This window comes from Collinsella sp. AF14-35 (assembly GCF_003464565.1).
In the GTDB taxonomy this organism is placed as follows: domain Bacteria; phylum Actinomycetota; class Coriobacteriia; order Coriobacteriales; family Coriobacteriaceae; genus Collinsella.
The window spans coordinates 1-19,216 of the sequence record NZ_QRZD01000006.1 but is presented as its reverse complement, the minus strand read 5'-3'; the positions used below and the strand labels follow the sequence as shown (position 1 = coordinate 19,216).

General features: G+C 60.2%; 15 protein-coding genes. All 15 read right to left on the bottom strand.

Annotated elements, in window-relative coordinates:
- Window positions 1-29 precede the first annotated feature (29 nt).
- The 15 genes from murG to argF all read right to left on the bottom strand — a co-directional run bounded on the left by murG (window position 30) and on the right by argF (window position 19,071).
- Window positions 30-1,145, bottom strand: coding sequence for an undecaprenyldiphospho-muramoylpentapeptide beta-N-acetylglucosaminyltransferase (gene murG / locus DWW12_RS03220; RefSeq protein ID WP_117854953.1), 1,116 nt, complete (start codon window positions 1,143-1,145; stop codon window positions 30-32).
- Complete coding sequence (gene ftsW, locus DWW12_RS03215) at window positions 1,135-2,628, bottom strand: putative lipid II flippase FtsW (RefSeq protein ID WP_117854952.1); 1,494 nt, start codon at window positions 2,626-2,628, stop codon at window positions 1,135-1,137. The genes murG and ftsW overlap by 11 nt, the downstream gene beginning before the upstream one ends.
- Before the next feature lie 35 nt (window positions 2,629-2,663).
- Complete coding sequence (gene murD / locus DWW12_RS03210; protein WP_117854950.1) at window positions 2,664-4,070, bottom strand: UDP-N-acetylmuramoyl-L-alanine--D-glutamate ligase; 1,407 nt, start codon at window positions 4,068-4,070, stop codon at window positions 2,664-2,666.
- A gap of 9 nt (window positions 4,071-4,079) precedes the next feature.
- The gene (gene mraY, locus DWW12_RS03205; RefSeq protein ID WP_089571579.1) at window positions 4,080-5,099 is read right to left on the bottom strand and encodes a phospho-N-acetylmuramoyl-pentapeptide-transferase; all 1,020 of its coding nucleotides are present in this window, start codon (window positions 5,097-5,099) and stop codon (window positions 4,080-4,082) included.
- A 3-nt stretch (window positions 5,100-5,102) separates the two neighbouring features.
- Window positions 5,103-6,527 (bottom strand): UDP-N-acetylmuramoyl-tripeptide--D-alanyl-D-alanine ligase, encoded by a 1,425-nt coding sequence (gene murF / locus DWW12_RS03200; protein WP_117854949.1) that lies wholly within the window; start codon window positions 6,525-6,527, stop codon window positions 5,103-5,105.
- Window positions 6,528-6,655: 128 nt separating this feature from the next.
- The gene (locus tag DWW12_RS03195; RefSeq protein ID WP_369832410.1) at window positions 6,656-8,356 is read right to left on the bottom strand and encodes a peptidoglycan D,D-transpeptidase FtsI family protein; all 1,701 of its coding nucleotides are present in this window, start codon (window positions 8,354-8,356) and stop codon (window positions 6,656-6,658) included.
- A gap of 182 nt (window positions 8,357-8,538) precedes the next feature.
- Window positions 8,539-9,009: a hypothetical protein gene (locus tag DWW12_RS03190; RefSeq protein ID WP_022094483.1), complete on the bottom strand. Its 471-nt coding sequence runs from the start codon at window positions 9,007-9,009 to the stop codon at window positions 8,539-8,541.
- Between the two features lie 90 nt (window positions 9,010-9,099).
- Window positions 9,100-10,065, bottom strand: a complete 966-nt coding sequence (gene rsmH / locus DWW12_RS03185) for a 16S rRNA (cytosine(1402)-N(4))-methyltransferase RsmH (protein ID WP_006234266.1) — start codon at window positions 10,063-10,065, stop codon at window positions 9,100-9,102.
- A 20-nt stretch (window positions 10,066-10,085) separates the two neighbouring features.
- Window positions 10,086-10,520 carry a division/cell wall cluster transcriptional repressor MraZ gene (locus DWW12_RS03180; RefSeq protein ID WP_006234269.1) on the bottom strand — a complete coding sequence of 145 codons (435 nt, stop codon included), beginning with the start codon at window positions 10,518-10,520 and terminating at the stop codon, window positions 10,086-10,088.
- Between the two features lie 463 nt (window positions 10,521-10,983).
- Complete coding sequence (gene xerD, locus DWW12_RS03175) at window positions 10,984-11,925, bottom strand: site-specific tyrosine recombinase XerD (protein WP_187361891.1); 942 nt, start codon at window positions 11,923-11,925, stop codon at window positions 10,984-10,986.
- Between the two features lie 2 nt (window positions 11,926-11,927).
- Entirely contained in the window at window positions 11,928-13,589 is a 1,662-nt protein-coding gene (locus DWW12_RS03170; protein ID WP_117854947.1) for a CTP synthase, read from the bottom strand.
- Window positions 13,590-13,767: 178 nt separating this feature from the next.
- Entirely contained in the window at window positions 13,768-14,106 is a 339-nt protein-coding gene (locus DWW12_RS03165; protein WP_040358312.1) for a hypothetical protein, read from the bottom strand.
- A gap of 256 nt (window positions 14,107-14,362) precedes the next feature.
- Entirely contained in the window at window positions 14,363-15,844 is a 1,482-nt protein-coding gene (locus DWW12_RS03160) for a DUF1846 domain-containing protein (RefSeq protein ID WP_006234276.1), read from the bottom strand.
- Between the two features lie 605 nt (window positions 15,845-16,449).
- Complete coding sequence (locus DWW12_RS03155) at window positions 16,450-17,937, bottom strand: YfcC family protein (protein ID WP_369832000.1); 1,488 nt, start codon at window positions 17,935-17,937, stop codon at window positions 16,450-16,452.
- 138 nt (window positions 17,938-18,075) lie between these two features.
- On the bottom strand, window positions 18,076-19,071 hold the full coding sequence (gene argF, locus DWW12_RS03150) for an ornithine carbamoyltransferase (RefSeq protein WP_117854945.1): 996 nt from the start codon (window positions 19,069-19,071) through the stop codon (window positions 18,076-18,078).
- Between the last annotated feature and the right edge of the window lie 145 nt (window positions 19,072-19,216).

Sequence of the window (19,216 nt, the reverse complement as noted above, 5' to 3'; positions counted from 1 at the left end):
GCGAGGGCGACCGACGATATCCCGTCTAACTAACGCAAACCCTCTACCGCATCGGCCAGAAGAGCGGCGGCCCTATCCTGAGCCAGACCACGCGCCGCCTGACGCATGACGTCGCGCTCTGCCGCGTCATCGACCAGGTGCAGCAGCTCATCGGCAAAGGCAGAACCGTCGATATCGGCATCGGCACAGAGCACGCCGGCCCCGGCGTCGACCAGATAACGGGCATTGGTGGTTTGGTGGTCGGCCGTCGCATGCGGATACGGCACGAGTATCGAGGGCACGGCGAGCGCAGCGATCTCGGCCACGCTCGATGCACCCGAACGCGAGAGCACCAAATCGGCAGCAGCCAGCATATCGCCCATGTTGTCGATGTAAGGCTGGACGCGGTAACGCTTCGCCTCCTCGGGCGTCAGCGCCAAAGCGCGCTCGGTCTCCTCAAAGCCGTCGGCACCCGTCGAATGCAACACATAGAGGTTCTTGCGCGAAAGCAGCTCGTTTTTGAGCGAAACCGCGCGCTCGTTGAGGTGCTGGGCGCCAAGTGAACCGCCAAAGACGAGCAGCAGCGTAGCGTCCTTGGGAACGCCAAGTGCCTTGCGGCCGCGAGCGCGATCGCCCTCGATCACCGAGCGACGTACGGGGTTGCCAGTCATGAGCACGTGGTCAGGGTCACCTTCGCGCTCAAAGACCGAGCGCGCTGCCGGCACCGAGATGCACACGCGAGCGGCGTGGGAGTTCATCATCTTGTTGGCCAGGCCCGGAACAGAGTTCTGCTCATGTAGCAGATACGGAACGCCTGCGCCCTTGCACCACCCCAGCAGCGGAACCTCGACATAGGCACCAAAACCGATGGCAGCATCGGGCTTGCCGACCTTTGAGAAATGGCTGGCGAGCGCACGCTTGGCCTTGTTGACACGCCACAGCGAGGTCAGCGCCGTCCAGGGACGGGAGCGGTCGAAGCCCGTGACCGTAATGGGCACAAAATCAAACCCAGCCTCGGGGACCAGACGACCCTCGAGCTTGCGCGACTGGCCCACGAACACAACGTGGTGGCCACGGTCATGCAGCTCCTCGGCCAAAGCGAGCGCGGGGTTAATGTGTCCTGCCGTGCCGCCGGCTGCAATAGCAACGGTCATCTTATCGGTCATGGTAGTCCCTTCGTACACGCGGTCCCTGGTCGTCGGTGCGCAAACGCGCCGACGGGTCCGAGTTCAAATCGATTCGATTATATCCGCCGCCCGCGCTGCGAGGGCTGGGGCGCTGCGGACGACCTTGCGGCGCCGTCCGCGGACGTGGACGAGCTGCCGGCTCGGTCGCAGAGCCATCCAGAACGGTAAAGCCGTTACGCGAAGATCGCTCGCCGCGTACGTGGGGCACGCCGGCGGTACTCTCATCCATAACGGCAAAGCTCTCGCGGCGACGGTCGTACTCATCGCGACGGGCGCTCTCGTACGAAACGCGCAGGATCAGACCGGCAAGCATGAGCGACACGATAATCGACGAACCGCCGTAGCTAATAAACGGCAACGGTTTGCCCGTCATGGGAAACACGTTGAGGATGCCAAGCGCGTTAATGAAAAACTGCACCGCGAGAATGACCGCGGAGCCAGACGCCATGAGCGCGCCCCGACGATCGGTCGCCTGCTCGGCAATGCGAAACGCCGAGTAGATCAGCATCGCAAACACCAAGAAGAACAGCACGGTTCCGACAAAACCGACTTCCTCGCCAATGATGGCCAGGATGTAGTCATTGTGCGCCTCGGGCAGATACGAGTACTTCATGGTTGAGTTGCCGATGCCACGGCCGAACAGACCGCCCGAGGCAAAGGCCATGATGGCAAGCGTGGCCTGATAGCCGTCACCATACTCGTCGGCCCAAGGGTTCAAGGCAACCTGAATACGCACCATACGGTACGGCTCTGCGACAAGCGCAATCACGATCACGAGAATGCCGAAGATTAGCACGCCGATGATAAATCTGGGGTCGAGACCCGCAAACAACGCCATGCACATAAGGGTCAACAGGATGATCAGGACAGTACCGAAATCGGGCTGGATAAAGATCAGAAAGAGCGAAATACCCAGGTAGATGCCCATCTTGCGAAGGAATTCGTTGATGTTGCCACCGGGCGAAAAGAAGCGATCAAGCATGATGGCCGAATACGCAATGGCAAATGGCTTTAAAAACTCGGAAGGCTGGAACTGAATACCGGCGATGTTGAGCCAGCGCGTGGCGCCACGGCTGCCGCTGCCCACCAAGAACACCAGAAGCAGTAGCCCTATCATGCCGATAAGGAAGATCCTGAGCACATCCTCCCCAAACCAGCTGTCCGGCAAAACGCGCACGATGGCAATCAGCGCCAGAACACCGACCACGGCAAACGCGGCCTGTCGACCCAGAAAAAACGTCGCCGAGCCATTCTCGTGCAGCGCCTCGACCGAAGACGCCGAGTACACCATCAGCAGGCCAAAGCACACCAAAGTAAACAGGCAGGCCATGAATATCAAACGGGGGCGCATGATACGGGCGGGAACGCCGGCAATATAGCGTTCGCTAAACGACTGCCCGCCGCGGCCGGAACGCGGTGTTATGCGCCGCGAGGAAGCACGGTCCGAGTCGGGCCTCCTCATACCTTGTCGGGGGCTCTCCTCTCTCACCGCAACCCCTATTCCATTTGTGATTTCGCTGCAGCGGCAAGCTGGGCCACGTAGTCCTTAAACACGCGGCCGCGCTCCTCATAGCCCGAGAACTCATCGAACGAAGAGCAGGCAGGAGAAAGTAAGATCACGTCACCACGGCTCGACAGCGAACGGGCGACGTCCACGGCGTCGCGTAGGTCATCCGCCTGGGCGATATCCACATCGCCATCGACATCGGCCTCGTCCATAGCGGCGGTGAAGCGCTCACGCGCATCGCCAAAGCAGACGACCGAGCGCACGTTGTCCATAACGAAGCGCGCGAAGTCCGTGAGCGGCGTGCCCTTATCGTGGCCGCCGAGCAGCAAGATCACATCGTCATCGGGAAATGCCGTCAGTGCCTTCTCGACCGCATCGGTGTTGGTCGCCTTGGAATCGTTGACGTAGCGCACGCCGTCAATCTCGCCACACGGCTCCACGCGGTGCTCGAGCGGCTGGAACGAGGCCAGACCGCGGCAGACGCCATCGACATCGGCACCGACTGCCAGGGCAGCCGTGGCAGCGCACAGGGCATTGATAACATTGTGATGGCCCGAGATCTTGAGCTCGGATGCAGCGATGAGCGGGGTCTCGACGCCCTTCAGGCGCACGACCATCTTGCCGTCGCGCACAAAGGCGGCATCCTCGCCCTCGGGCTCGTCAAAAGCGACCTTGCAGATGCGACGACCCGGCGTGTAGATGTACTCATCGAACTCGTGAATGCCGGCGTCTTCGACGTCGACAACCGCCAGATCGTCATCGACCATATTGTCAAACAGTTTGACCTTGGCAAGCGCGTAGTTCTTATGGCTCTTATGCCAGCCCAAGTGGTCGGGAGTGATGTTGAGCAGCACCGCCACGCGCGGGTGGAGCTCGGTGGTCGTAGCAATCTGATAGCTCGAGAGCTCAGCCACAAACCACTCGTTGTGGGCTCGGCCGTCAATCTCGTTGACCGGCGGCTCGCCGATGTTGCCGACAGCAACGCTGGCCTCGCCGGCAGCCTTGAGCAGATAATCGGTCAGCGACGTGGTGGTCGTTTTGCCGTTGGTGCCCGTGATGGCAATCCAGTTATCGGGCGACAGGCGATAGGCAAACTCGGGCTCACCCATAATCTGGGCGGCATGCTCGCGCCCGGCCTTAAAGAAGCCCGAGAACTCCGAGATGCCCGGGCACGTCACGCATACGTCATAGGCGCCCTCGACCTGTTCGGTCCCATAGACAAACGACGCACCAGCAGCCTCGAGCGCACGCGTGGCGTCATTGGGCTCAGAGGTGCCGCCGCCACACACGGTAACGGCACTTACGCGCTCGGGATGTGCCAGCGCCCAGCGGGCGACATCGAGACCGGATTTGCCCTGACCCAAAACGAGCAGGCTAAAGACATCAGCAAGAGGCATGAAAGACCACTATCCCAACTGGAAGAACAGGGCAAGGCCAACGGCACCAAAGGCCGCAGCGATAATCCAAAAACGGATGACGACCTTGGTCTCGGCCCAACCCTTCTTTTCGAAATGATGATGGATGGGCGCCATAAGGAAGACGCGCTTGTGCGTAAAGTGGAAGTAGACAACCTGAATCATGACCGAAAGGGTCTCAACGATAAACAGGCCGCCGATGATAAGGGAGACGACCTCGGTGTTGGTCATGATGGACGTGCAGGCAAACGCGGCGCCCAGGGCAAGCGAGCCGGTATCGCCCATAAAGATGCTCGCCGGATAGCAGTTGAACCACAGAAAGCCCAAGCAGGCACCGGCACACGCGGTGCAGAAGATGGACAGGTTCACGTCTCCGTGCAAAAACGCCATGGCAGCCATGGCGAGCATGGCGATCATGGAGGTGCCGCCAGCAAGACCGTCAAGGCCATCGGTCAGGTTCACGGCATTAGAAAGACCGGCAATCATCAGCCAGCAAAAGACAATATAGAGCCACGGGAACGAATAGCCGCAGATGGTGGTCGAAAGCACGCCAAGGTCGATCGTCAACCCACCGGGAAAACGAATCTCGGGGGCGACACCGCACCAGTTGACGGCAAGTACCGTAAAGGTGACACAGATAATGGTTAGGCCGATCATCTTGGCATGGGGCGTCAGACCGAGCGAGCGCCCATGCGTAACGGAGGTCAGGTCGTCGATCAGGCCCAGCACGCCGGTCGCCAGCGTGGCGAGCAGCACGAGTACGAGCTCGGTGGTGAGCTTGCCCATCAGCAGGCAGGTCAGCGAGATCGCGACGAGGATGACAACGCCACCCATGGTGGGCGTTCCCTGCTTAACCAAATGACGCTTGGGGCCGTCGGCACGAACCTGCTGGCCGATACCCTCGACCTTGAGCAGCTTGATCCACCACGGCATGAGCAGCAGCGCAATGGCTGCGGCGATGCCAAGCCCCAAAAAAGCCTGATACGTTGGATACGAGGGATTGCCGAACATGGGCTAGCACACACCTTCCACAAAGCGGTCGAGCTCAACAAAGCGGGAACCCTTGACCAGTACAACATCATGTTTTTCAAGCGCGCCGCCCATGCGTTCGAGCACCTGCTGATAATCGGAGAACACCTGGATGCGGTCCTCGTCCATACCCATCATGCGCGCGGCATCGGCCATAAGCTGGGCCAGCTCACCACCCACGCACGCCAGCATGTCGAGCTTCTTGGCGGCGGCATAGGCGCCCACGAGCTCATGCATGCGAGGAGCCTCATCGCCCATCTCGCCCATCTCGCCCAGAATCGCCATGCGAGACCCCGTGCACGAAAGCGAGCACAGCAGATCGAGGCCGGCTGCCATCGATTCGGCGCTGGCGTTATAGGAATCGTCGATGATGCGTGCACCGCTCTTGGCGCGCTTGATCTCCTGGCGGTGCCCGGTGATCGTGAGGCCCCTAAAGGCAGCATCGATCTGCTCGGGCGTCACGCCCAGGCGATAGGCAACCGCGGCGGCCTTAACGGCATTAGGAACGGACTGCACGCCGGGGATGGCAAGCATGGTATCGATTGTCTCGCCCTGACCAAAATCGAGCGTAAAGACCGGACGGCCCTCGTCATCAACGCGAACGTCGCGGGCGCGGACCTCATCATCGTCAGAGACACCGGCCAGCATCACGTCGATACCAGCAGGCTGGGCGAACGTATCGCGAATGAACGGCGTAAAATCGTCCTCGCCGCCCAAAACCAGCAGCGGCAAATAGTCGCCGGCGGCGCACATGCCCTGGACAATCTCGGCTTTAGCGCGGGCGATGTTCTCGCGGCTGCCCAAAATGCCGATATGAGAGGTGCCGATCTTGCTCACGATGGCAAGGTTGGGATTGGCGGACTGGGACAGGCGCTCGATCTCGTGGAAATGGTTCATGCCCATCTCGAGCACCAGGACCTCGGTATCGGCCGGAGCGGAAAGCACCGTGAGCGGCATGCCGATCAGGTTATTGAAATTGCCCTTGGTGGCCCAGACACGATAGCGCTTGGCGAGCACAGCGGCGAGAACGTCCTTGGTCGTCGTCTTGCCGATGGAACCGGTAATGCCAACGACCAGGCAGCCAAGCTCCAGGCGATACACGTGCGCCAAACGCAGCAGAAACTCCTCGGGATCATCGGTCAGCAAGATGGCACAGCCCTTGTCCTGCGCCAGCGAGACCAGCTCGGCCTCGGGCTCACGCGTCATCACGACGGCGCCGGCACCCGACTGGACGGCACGGGAAGCAAAATCATTGCCGTCGACGTTTTCACCGGGAAAGGCGACGAAAATCGTCCCTTCCTCGACCTGGCGCGAGTCGATAACGCACCCGCGGCATACCCGATCGACTTCTCCCGTCACGGTTCGGGCCCCTGTTGCGGCCGCGAGGTTGTTGACGGCGATCTCTATCATTGCAGCTCCCCTGTAAACCTAAATAATGCTATCGGCGTATTGTATCCCAGCGCCGCGCATGCGTGGTGCAGGGCATGTGAACACCCCTCATATGGGACAACAAACCACGCCCCAAAGATTGTAACCCCCTACTTCGTGTGCGGGATACCCAGCACGTCGAGCGCGTTGGCCATAATGGACTGGAACGGCACCGCAGCGGCATCTGAGCCGCTCGGCGTTCCGTCGAGCGTGATATAGCACAGCACCTTGGGCGATTGTGCCGGTGCAAAGCCCATAAAGGACGACATGTAGTTCTCCTTGAGGTAGCCGCCGTTCTCGTCGGCACGTTCGGCCGTACCGGTCTTACCCGCCACGTCATAGCCGTCAACCGCGCCGCCAACGCCCGTTCCCTCCGACACGACCGTCTGCATGCACGATGTCACCTGGGATGCGGCGTCCTCCGAAATCGCGCGCTCGCCTTCGCCCCAGTCCTTCTCGTCGCCTTTGCTGGACTTATAGAAGTGCGGGGTCATCATCACGCCGCCGTTGGCGATGCCGCCCACGGCACGTGCGATCTCAATCGACGAGACAGACAGCGCCTGTCCAAAGCTCATCGAGCCCAGCGTGGCGCCGTCATACTGGTCACGCTCCTTGACGATGCCCAGACTCTCGCCCGGAAAATCGACACCCGAGCTGTGACCGATGCCCCACTTGTCCACATAGGCGGCAAAGTCGTCGGCACCGATCTTGCGCCCCACCAGGACAAATCCCACGTTGGACGAACGGCGCATCATCTCGCGCACATCCATGGTCATGGCGTAGTCGCGCTTGTCGGCATCGGTGACGGTATCGTCGCCCACCTTGATGCTCGCCGGCACCTCAAACGACGTACTCGACCGCACGACGCCCAAGTCGAAGCCGGCGCCCGCCACGAGCGTCTTAAAGACCGAGCCGGGCTCGTAGGCGTCGGTGACCAGGCGCAGGTTCATATCCTCGGTCTTGGCGTTTTCCAAATTGGTCTGGTCGTAGGTCGGATACGAGCAGGCTGCCAAGATCTCGCCTGTCGTAGGATCGGTGACCAGCGCCGAGCCGTTCTTGGCCTTTGTCTTCTCGACAGCCTCTGCCAGGGCATCCTCGGCCGCACGCTGGATATTGACGTCGAGCGTCGTCACGATATCAACGCCGTCGACCGCAGCCACCTTTTTATAGGCACCGCCCGCGATATAGCTGCCGTCCCTCGCGCGCTCGCGTACGAGAGAACCGTTCGTGCCGGTCAGAAGCTTGTTGTATTGCTTTTCGAGACCCGTCAAGCCGTCGTTGTCTACATTCACTACACCCAGCACCTGCGATGCCAGATTGCCGTATGGATATACGCGCTTCATGGCCTGCTCAAAAAGCACGCCGGGCAGGTTCTTCTTCTCCAGCGCCGCAGCGTCGTCTTCGTCCACCTGGCGCTTGATATACACCCAGGTTCCATCGGACTCAACGAGCTTACGGCAGGTCTTTTTATCGATTCCAGTTGCCTTGACCAGCGCCGACACCGTCTTGTCAACATCCTCGACAAGCTGGGGGTTCACGGCGATGTTGCGACATTCGACCGACGACGCCAGCACGTTACCGTTGCGGTCGTAGATGGTGCCACGTTTGGCATAGAGGGTCTGCGCAAGCAGGCGGCGCGCATCGGCACGCTCGCGCAGTTTATCGGCTTCGACAATTTGATAGTCGGCAAGGCGAAAGACGCCCAAGCCCAAGCCAAGCCCAATGAAGCCCATGACGGCTTTGCGGCGAGGCAGAGGCGTGCCCGTGAGCCATTCGGTCGACGAACTCTTGCGCGACCTGGTGTTATGCACTTGAGGGCCGCCCGAGCCGCGAAGTCGCGACGCCGGGTCGTTGCCACGGGACTGCCCGGCGTTGTAAGATTGCCGACCCGTTCCTTGATAACCAGAACGTCCCCGCGACGAGGGACGTCCAGAACCGCGGCCCCCATCGGAACCGCGGCGATAGTCATTTGTCATACTCAGCTACCGTCTTGCTACTGAGCGGTCGCGGTCGCGTTGGCGCCCGCGGCTGCATCCTGCGAAAAGTCAAGTGTAACGCTCTCGCTGGGCTCCACCATGCCATAAGCGCCCGCAAGGTCGCGAATACGCGTGTCGGCGCCATAGACCGAATGCATGACCTCCAGGTCGGAGCTCTCATCGGTCGCCTTTTCGAGCGTGTTGGTAAGCTCGGCGTTGCTGTTGAGCACCTGGGCCGTAACGCCGGCGAGCGCCACGCGGGCGACGCCGATCGTCATGAAGATGGCCGCAATGATGCAAAACGTTTTAAGAACGCTCATGAAAACCGGGCTTACCGCCTGGTTTGCCTGACGGCCCGCGCCCGTGTAGACATCAAAGCGCGGCGTGCGCTGCTCACGGGGAGCAACGGGGGCCTGCGGCGTCTCACGATAGGCGGGCATGGCGTTCATATCATAGGCGAGTGCTGCGCTTGAAGTGTTGTAGCCCATGATATGCCGCCTCCCATCCCGAGTACGTTGGTAGTGTGTTTAAGCTTCGTTTATGGTGCGAGCGGGAGGTCCAATATCGCGCGGTCGTGCCTACAGACGCTGCGCCACGCGGATTTTGGCTGATCTCGCCCGAGGGTTGCGCTCAACCTCATCAGGCTGGGCAACCAAGGGTTTGCGGGTGATGACCTTGAGTATCGGCACGTTGCCGCACACGCACACCGGAATCTCCGGCGGACACGTGCACCCCTGGCTCATCTCCTTAAAGTGGTTCTTTACGATACGGTCCTCGAGCGAGTGATACGAGATGACGCAGATACGTCCGCCCGGGTTGAGCCACCTGGTGGCGGCATCAAGCCCTCGTTCGAGCACATCGAGCTCGTGATTGACCTCGATGCGAATGGCCTGGAAACTTTTCTTGGCCGGGTGTCCGCCATGCCGACGAGCGGCAGCCGGGATACCTGCCTTGATGATCTCGACAAATTGGCCGGTGGTTTCGATCGGTTCTTGCTCGCGGCGGCGCACGATCTCGCGCGCGATCTGCGAGGCGAACTTCTCTTCGCCGTAGACGCGTAGAATCCGGGCGAGGTCGTGTTCGTTATAGGTGTTGATGACCTCAGCTGCGTTTAAGGTGTTATTACCCGGATCCATCCGCATGTCCAATGGGGCGTCCTCGTTATACGAAAAGCCCCTGCCAGGGATATCGAGTTGCGGCGACGAAACGCCCAAATCGAACAGGAAGCCATCGACCCCGGGCACCTCGGCCGAGCAAAGCAGCTCGTCCAAGTCGCCGAAGTTGCCCTTCAGCAGCTGGTGCGGAACGCCGGGAACCTCGCGGTCCAGACGGGCGCCAGCGGCCTCGAGGGCCATGTCGTCCTGGTCGACGCCGAGCAAAAGGCCCGTCTCCCCCACCTGCGCGGCCATCTTTACCGAATGGCCGGCACCGCCAAGGGTGCAATCGCAGACAACGGAGCCGCTCTTTAGCCGCAGCGACTCAAGCACTTCGCCGAGCATGACAGGTTCATGCCGATATTCTTGTGTCAAGATCCCACGCTCCATCCGTTACCCGTGCCTTGCCCTTACGAGAAGAAGAGGTCCAGCAGGGCCTCATCGTCATCGTCCTCATCGGCCGCGGCGCGATCCCAAACCTCAAGGTGGTCGTAGTTGCCCACAACCGTGACCTCGCGGTCGAGGTTCGCCTGCTTGCGGAGAGACTCGGAAAGACCGATACGACCGGCGCTGTCCACGTCCATCGACGTGGTGCGCTTGTTGATCGCCCTCATGAGCTTCTGGTCATTAATGTCACGCGGGTTAAAACCCTCGTGGCCCTCACGACCCGCGAAGAGTCCTTCGACCCACTTATCGAAGGCCTCGGCAGAGAACACGTACAGAGCATCGACATCCAGGGCTTTGAACACGCGAACGTGCTCTCCAAGCTCCTCGCGAAGGGGTGCAGGCAGGGACAGACGACCTTTTGCATCGAGATTGCGCTCGTATGCACCAGTCATTCCCATGTGCGCCCTCCCCTCGGTTACTCAGATGGCACGTACGCGGGGAACCACCCCGCCTGTCGACGTCATTAATAATATGGGGAACCGCCCCATTTTTCAACACCTTTCCCCACGCCTTCCCCCACCCCGCCCCACCACTCCACCCACCATATATTGCAAAACACCCCCCAATCATATGTTCGAAAACACAATATGTTGTGTTTACAGCAACGGCGGGATGCCACCTGTGGCACCCCGCCTTTCAACCTCAACCTTCAAGTTGACCTTGAGGCGATTTTTGCGTCCCTTTACATGCCGTTCACATCGCCCCCAAACTCCCCCACCCAAGGCACATGCGGCCCACCACCGCGACGACAAGTGGCAAAAAATGGGACGGGCCCCAGATTGCCCATGCGCGCGCAAAAGCACGCCGCGGCAATCTGGGGCCCGTCCCCAAATACCTATAGATATGCAGGCCAGCGATGTGTTAACGATGTGCCAGCGGGTGCGCCGCCAGATAGACCTCGGTCAGTTGCGTACGATCGACATGCGTGTAGACCTGCGTGGTCGATATATCGGCATGTCCCAAGATCTCCTGTAGCACACGGAGGTCTGCACCGCCCGCAAGCATATGGGTGGCAAAGGAGTGACGCAGCGTATGGGGATGGAGTCCCACCAGCCCCACCTGGCGCCCGTAGCGCTCACAGATGGCATGGATGCCCTGGCGCGACAGACGGCGGCCGTTCTTATTTAAAAAGACCGCCGAGGTCTCGGTTCCGTGGGCATGGGCCGCCAAGCGAGAACGCCCCTCAGTTAAATAGAGCGTCAGAGCTCGCGCCGCGCTTCCCACCAGCGGGGACAGGCGTTCCTTTGAGCCCTTACCGCGAACGAGCACAAAGCCATCGTCGATATGGATATCGCCCACATCGAGCCCCACCAACTCGCTCACACGCAAGCCGCATCCGTAGAGCACTTCCAAGATGGCATGGTCGCGCAAGCCCATCTCGCCCTCGGGGAAGTCTTGATCGAGCAGCGCCGAGACATCCTCCACCGATAGATACTCCGGCAAACGCTCAGCCTTTTTAGGCAGGCGCAACGCCGCCGTTGGATTTTGGGCCACAGCCCCATCGCGCACCAAAAAGGCATGCAGACCCTTCACGGCCGCAAGCGCACGCTCCACCGAGGCATCGGAATAGCCCCCATCCCGACGGTCGGCGACAAAGCCCTCCACGACCTGACGGGTCACCTCTTCAAAAGACACAATACCCGCCCGCTCCAGATAGGCGCAGTACGTCGTCAGGTCACGTCGATAGGCCGCAATCGTGTTGCGCGCCAAACCCCGCTCGACCGCGAGGTAATCGAGATACTCCCCCGCCGCCACGGCGAGCGACGAGGGAGTAGCTTCGGTATGTTCTTTGTTCGCCGGCACCCTTAGTCCGTAGCGAGGTTCATGGGCGTCACCTGTAGGCGATCGACACCCTCGTGCTGACCGATCGAGGCACGCACGAACTCTCGGAACAGCGGCTGCGGGTTGGTCGGACGGCTCTTGAACTCGGGGTGAGCCTGGGTTGCCACATACCACGGATGCACGTCGCGCGGCAGCTCGACCATCTCGACCAGGCGCTCGTCGGGTGAGAGGCCAGAGATAACCAAGCCGGCGTCCTCGAGCTGGTCGCGGAAGGCGTTGTTAAACTCAAAGCGGTGACGGTGACGCTCGTAGACGAGATCCTCGCCATATGCCTCGCGAGCAAGGGTATCGGCGGCGAGCTTGCACGGATAGGCGCCCAGGCGCATGGTGCCGCCCTTCTCGGTCACGTCCTCCTGCGAGCTCATCAGATCGATGACGCTAAACGGGCCGTCCGGATCGAACTCAGAGGAGCTGGCGCCGGCAAGGCCGACGACGTTGCGGGCAAATTCGCACACGGCCACCTGCATACCCAGGCAAATGCCCAGATACGGAATTTTGTGCTCGCGGGCGAACTCGGCCGCGAGGATCTTGCCCTCCAGGGCGCGCTTGCCAAAGCCGCCGGGGACCAGGATGCCCGAGGCGTCGCCCAGAACCTCGGAGACGTTCTGCTCGTCGAGGCTCTCGCCATCGACCAGCTGGACGTCCACATGGCGATCGTAGAAGACGCCCGCGTGGTGCAGGGCCTCGATAACCGACAGGTAGGCATCGGGCAGCTGCGTATACTTGCCCACGACGGCGATCTTCACCTTGTCGGCGTGCTGGTTGGCATGGTTCTGCTTGCGCAGGAACTCGTTCCACTCACTCATGTCGCGCTCACGCGGATCGAGACCCAGACGCTCGCAAATGCGCAGGTCAAAGTCCTGCTCGGCGAGTAGCTGCGGAACGTCGTAGATGCTCGCGCAGTCCTCATTGGTAAAGACGCAGTCGGTGTCGACGTCGCAGAAGCTTGCGATCTTGCCGCGGATGGCATCGTCGATATGGTGGTCGGAACGCAGAACGATAATATCGGGCTGGATACCAAAGCTGCGGAGCTCCTTGACGGAGTGTTGCGTCGGCTTGGTCTTGACCTCGTGGGCGGCGGCGATATAGGGAACGAGCGACACGTGGATGTAGCAGACGTTCTCGGGGCCGGCCTCCTTGCGGTACTGGCGAATGGCCTCGACAAACGGCTGCGATTCAATGTCGCCGATGGTGCCACCCAACTCAGTGATGACCACATCGGAGCCGGTCTGCTCCTCAATACGACGGAACTTATCCTTAATGGCGTTCGTGACGTGCGGAATCACCTGCACGGTGCCGCCCAAAAAGTCGCCGCGACGCTCACGGGCGATTAGGCTTTTGTAGATGGCACCGGTCGTAAAGTTGGAATCGCGGGTCAGGTTCTCATCAATAAAGCGCTCGTAATGACCCAAGTCCAGGTCGGACTCGTAACCATCCTCGGTAACGAAGACCTCACCATGCTGGAACGGGCTCATGGTACCGGGGTCGACGTTCAGATACGGGTCGGCCTTCTGCATCGTTACTTTGTAGCCACGCGACTTGAGCAGACGGCCCAGCGAGGCCGCGGTGATACCCTTGCCCAGGGACGAAACCACGCCGCCGGTTACGAACACATGCTTGGTCATATTGAGTTACCTGCGCTTCCCGTAGAAGTTGTTTATCCACATCTTACGGGTCTTCATTGTAATACTCGCGCCGCGGACCGTTCGCAATTTTTCTCGCGTGCGATTGCATTTCTCAATCTTGAAACAAAACGCCGCCCGGTTTCCCAGGCGGCGTCGCTATGGCAAGGGTTACATGCTGCTATCGATCAGCAACCTCGTCCTCAAGCATTTCCTGAACGAGCATGCCGGTACGGACGCCCTCAAGATACCACTCGCCACGTTCGGTGAGGCAAATGCCATTTGCAAGCTGACCGCCGTCGTCGCTATAACGCGAGACGACATCAATCATGCCTTCGGAATCCAAGCGATCGATTGCGGCGCGGGCACGATACGGCGAAACCCCCACGCGCTCGGCAAGCGTTTTGCGCGAGAAACCATACGGCCCGCCATTGTCTTCGGTTTGCTGGTCGATCTCCATCAACACCAGCACCTCGACACGCTTCATATCGTTGACACTCGCACGACCCTTGCCCGCCATAGCAGCCTCCTCAAACCGAGCACGAGCATCTAACGCGCCGTGCGCGACCGACACACCTCACGATGGCAGGTAATATCCATCATGCGGCATCCCGCTAAGGATGAAACAGTTACGGTTATTGTATACCGCTCAAATTGTTTCTAGGCAGGTAAACAGCTATTTTTCGCCGAAATAGACGCTTTATTGATCAAAAAGCCGTACCGGGCGCTAACCCGATACGGCCAAAATGCAATGCAATTACCGCGGTGCTTCAAACTTAGCGATGGAAGAAACCGCGGCGCTCAAACTTGGGCTCGCAGCACACGTTGATGCCCAACTTGCGCAGTACCGTCTCGTCCGTCGGCGAGATAATCACGCTAAAGAAGGCATCGCAACCGCGCAGCTGCTCCAGGCCCGAAAGGACGCGAGCGGCCGTCTCACTCGTGGCCGAGGTGATCGACAGCGCCATAAGCGTCTCGTCGGTGTGGAGGCGCGGGTTTTTGCTGCCCAGGAAATGCGTCTTGAGCTTGCTGATGGGCTCGATCGCCTCATCGCTAATGACCTCGAGCTCAAGGTCGACGCCCGAGACATGCTTGAGGGCGTTCATAATGAGCGAACTTGCGGCGCCCAGGCGCGTGGAGGTCTTACCGGTCACCACGGAGCCATCGGGCATGACCATGGCACCCACGGGACCACCCGTCAGCTGCTCCCTGGTGAGGGCCGCCGAGCGCGCCGGTGAGTAGTTCTTATCGATGCCGGCTTTCTTCATAATAATCTTGAGACGGTCGACTTGCTCATCGCCCACGCCGGTACGGCGCACATTTTCGACCGCGGTAAAGTAGCGGCGGACGATCTCCATCTTGGAAGCGTCGCGGCAGGCATCGTCATCGGTGATGGCAAAACCGACCATATTGACGCCCATGTCCGTAGGGCTCTGGTAGGGGCTCTTGCCCAGGATCTTTTCCATCAGGGCACGGACTACCGGGAAGGCCTCGACGTCGCGGTTGTAGTTGACCGTGGTCTTGTTGTAGGCCTCCAGGTGGAAGGAGTCGATGATGTTGGCGTCATCGAGGTCTGCCGTGGCGGCCTCGTAGGCAATATTGACCGGATGCGTAAGGGGCAGATTCCAAACCGGGAAGGTCTCGAATTTGGCATAGCCGGCGGCCGTGCCATGCTTGTGCTCGTGATAGAGCTGAGACAGGCAAGTGGCGAGCTTGCCCGAGCCAGGGCCGGGCGCCGTCACGACAACGAGCGGTCGGGTGGTCTCGACAAACTCGTTCTTGCCATAGCCGTCGTCGGACACGATCAGATCGACATCGTGCGGATACCCCTCGATGGGATAGTGCAGCTTGGCGGGAATACCGAGCGCGTTCAGGCGGTTGCGGAACACATCGGCAGCGGGCTGTCCAGCGTACTGGGTGATGACCACGGCCGCGACAGCAAAGCCGTTGCCGCGGAACAGGTCAACCAGGCGCAGCACATCCTCGTCATAGGTAATGCCAAGGTCACCACGAGCCTTGTTTTTCTCGATGTGGTTCGCGTTGATCGCGATGATAACCTCGACATCGTCGGCGATGCTTTTGAGCATGCGGAACTTGCTGTCCGGCTCAAAACCCGGTAGCACGCGGCTGGCATGATAGTCATCGAACAGCTTGCCGCCAAACTCCAAATACAGCTTGCCGCCAAACTGCGAGATGCGCTCCTTAATGTGAGCAGCCTGCAGCTCGATATACTTCGCGTTGTCGAAACCCTGGCGCATGTATGGCTCCCGTCCCGTTTCGTAAATTAAGTTCCTACGCGATTATAACGGAGCCTGCCCTCCCCGATGCCCAGGCCATCAACAGGCACCAACCAAACACGCCATCGATAAGTTGCGGTGAAATAGCTCCTGTTTAACCCCTCAAGACGGCCAAACGGGAACTATTCCACCGCAACTTCCCCTTTTGGCGCAAAGTAACCTGACCCCTTTGCACCAACAGCAGAAACGTCGCGGGCAGAGAACGGACAGCGAACAGACACCAGAGCGAGCAAGCCGCCCCCTGCGCCAACAATGGCAGCGCCGCAGGTTGAGCATAAGTCAGCGAAAGCCCACCAGAGCGAGCAAGGTGACGTGAAAGAGGAGGGCATAGGCCTTTTGGCCATGCCCGACGATTGAACGTCAGATTGCCGCTCTGGCGGGCTTGCAGCGTCGAGTGGTTCCGGCGTTTGGTAAAACGCCGGAACACAAGAGCGCCCCCTCCCGCGCACGGAACGGGAGGGGGCCAAAGGTAGGAGTCTACCGGTGGGGTTACCCCACCGGACAGACGATGACCAGGTGATCCGTTATAGGATCGTCATGGTTTCCGTGGGGTACCCAGGGGGTACTTAGATCATCACGCAAGCGATGGTCAGGATGATGGCGCAGACGACGGAGAGAGCGACGATGAGCTTAAGAGCAAACTTGAGCCAGGTCGTCCACTCGATCTTAGCCAGAGCGAGACCGCCCATGATGGCACCAGAGGTCGGGGTGAACAGATTCACGACGCCGATGGCGGCGGAGAAGATCATGACCATGACCTCGGGCGAGAAGCCGAGCTTAACAGCCAGCGGTCCCATGATGGGCATGGAGACAGTAGCCATACCGGAGGTCGAGGGGATCAGGAAGGACAGGCCAAAGTAGACCAGGAAGCTCATGGGAGCGAAGATCACGCCGGACAGGCCAGCCAGAGCATTGGCGGCAGCGTCGAGGACGTAGACGTCGAGGCCGGTGCTAGCCATGAGGACGGAGATACCACGGGCGAGAGCGATGACGAGGACAACGGACATCATGTCGGCAGCGCCGGTGATGAAGGTGTTGACGATCTGCTTCTCGGACAGGCCACCGATGATACCGATCAGGACAGCCATGAGGAAGAACCAGGTGGAAGCCTCGTCGAAGTACCACTGGCCAATGGGCAGGCCGGTGATCAGGGCAGACCAGCCCTGAACGATGGCGTTACCGTCGGCGTCATAGACAGCGCCAGCATCGAAGAAGTTGGCGACGCCCTCGTTGAGGTCGGCCAGCGGGATGAAGCCGACGATCATGACGACGAAGGTGAAGGCAAAGGCGATCAGAACACCCTTCTGACGACCGGTGAGCTTGACCTCCTTGTGAACCTCGGAAGCAGCCTTGCCGTGAGCCTCTTCGGCGTCCTTGAGCTCCTGCATCGAAAGGATGGTGGAACCCTTGTCAGCCTTGACCTTCTTGGCATAGCTCATGACGAAGAGGATGGACATAACAGTGGTAACAATCCACAGGACGGCACCGAGGCCGATGATGATGGACTGGTTGACCTCAATGCCAACGCCGGTCAGAGCGTCGACGGCAGCGCCGACGGCGAACGGGTTAACCGTGGAGCCCAGGCAGCCGCAGCCAGCGCCGAGCAGGACGGTGGCAGCACCGACCATAGGGTCGAAGCCAGCGGCCATCATGGTAGCGGCAAGCAGGGCGTAGAAGGGAACGGTCTCCTCGCACATACCATAGGTGGTACCACCGAGGGAGAAGATGAACATCAGCACGGGAATGAGCATGATCTCATTGCCCTTAAGCTTCTGCACCAGAACAGCAATGCCGTTGTCCAGGGCGCCGGTCTCGGTCATCATGCCGAGGAAGCCGCCGAGGATCATAACGAAGAGGCAGACGGGCAGAGCGTCAGCGAAGCCCTTGACCGGGGCGGTGCAGAAATCGCTCAGGCGGGCAGCGGTAACCTCGCCACCGGACGTACCGGAGACGATAACGGTAACAACCGCGACGATTGCCAGCAGAGCAAGAAGAATGGTGAACGATGAAGGCATACCGCGCTTTTTCTTAGCGGTCTCAGTCATAGTTCTCATCCCCCCTTCATAAATCATTTACTGATCTCGCCCGAAGCGGCTCTTCCGTGCCGTGCATGTCGCTCGGTGCGAGATTTTTACCAGACAAAAGCGCTCGGGGTGCGCAGCAATGCACCCCGAGCGAGATGCTAGATGCTCTTACTTGAGCGTGGCGTACATGACAGCCTTGATGGTGTGCATGCGGTTCTCGGCCTCGTCGAAGACCTTGGAAGCAGGGCTCTCGAAGACCTCGTCGGTGACCTCCTGCTCGGTGATGCCGAACTGCTCGCACTTCTCGGCGCCAATCGTGGTGTTGGTGTCGTGGAAGCTGGGCAGGCAGTGCAGGAAGATGGCACCCGGGTTGGCCATAGCCATGACCTCAGAAGTAACACGATACGGGGTGAGCTGAGCGATGCGCTCGGCCCAGACCTCGTCGGGCTCGCCCATGGAGACCCACACGTCGGTGTAGAGAACGTCGGCACCGGTGACGCCGTCCTTGACGTCGGTGGTCAGCTTGATGGTGCAGCCGTTGGCCTCGGCGATGGGCTTGCAGGCCTCGATGACGTCGTCAGCGGGCATGCACTCCTCGGGGCCGCAGGCCACAAAGTTCATGCCGAGCTTGGAGCAGACGACCATGAGGGAGCGAGCGACGTTGTTCTTGCAGTCGCCCATGAAGACGAGGGTCTTGCCCTTGATGTCGTAGTTGAAGTTCTCCTGGACGGTCAGGATGTCGGCGAGCATCTGGGTGGGGTGCCACTCGGTGGTCAGACCGTTCCACACGGGCACGCCGGACTTAGCGGCAAGCTCCTCGACGTCGTCCTGGGCAAAGCCACGGAACTCAATGCCGTCATACATGCGGCCGAGAACGCGGGCGGTGTCCTCGATGGACTCCTTCTTGCCCATCTGCGACGAACCCGGATCGAGGTAGGTGACGCCCATGCCCAGATCCACGCCGCCAACCTCGAAGGCGCAGCGGGTACGAGTGGAGGTCTTCTGGAAGAGCAGAACGATGTTCTTGCCCTCGAGATAACGGTGCGGAACGCCAGCGCGCTTCATGTCCTTGAAGTTCTTGGAGAGCTTGAGCAGGTACTCGATCTCCTCGGTGGTGAGGTCGAGGAGCTTGAGGAAGCTACGGCCGGAGAGGTTAACACCCATGGTTCGTTTCCTTTCGAAGAAATGAATTACGTAAGTATTAGTGTTGCCCGTTTGACGGGCGAAACCGGTGCGGTTGTAGGGGGACCGCACCGGAAACGGAAAACCTTAGAGGTCCTCGCGCCAGAAGGGCATGCTCATGCAGCGC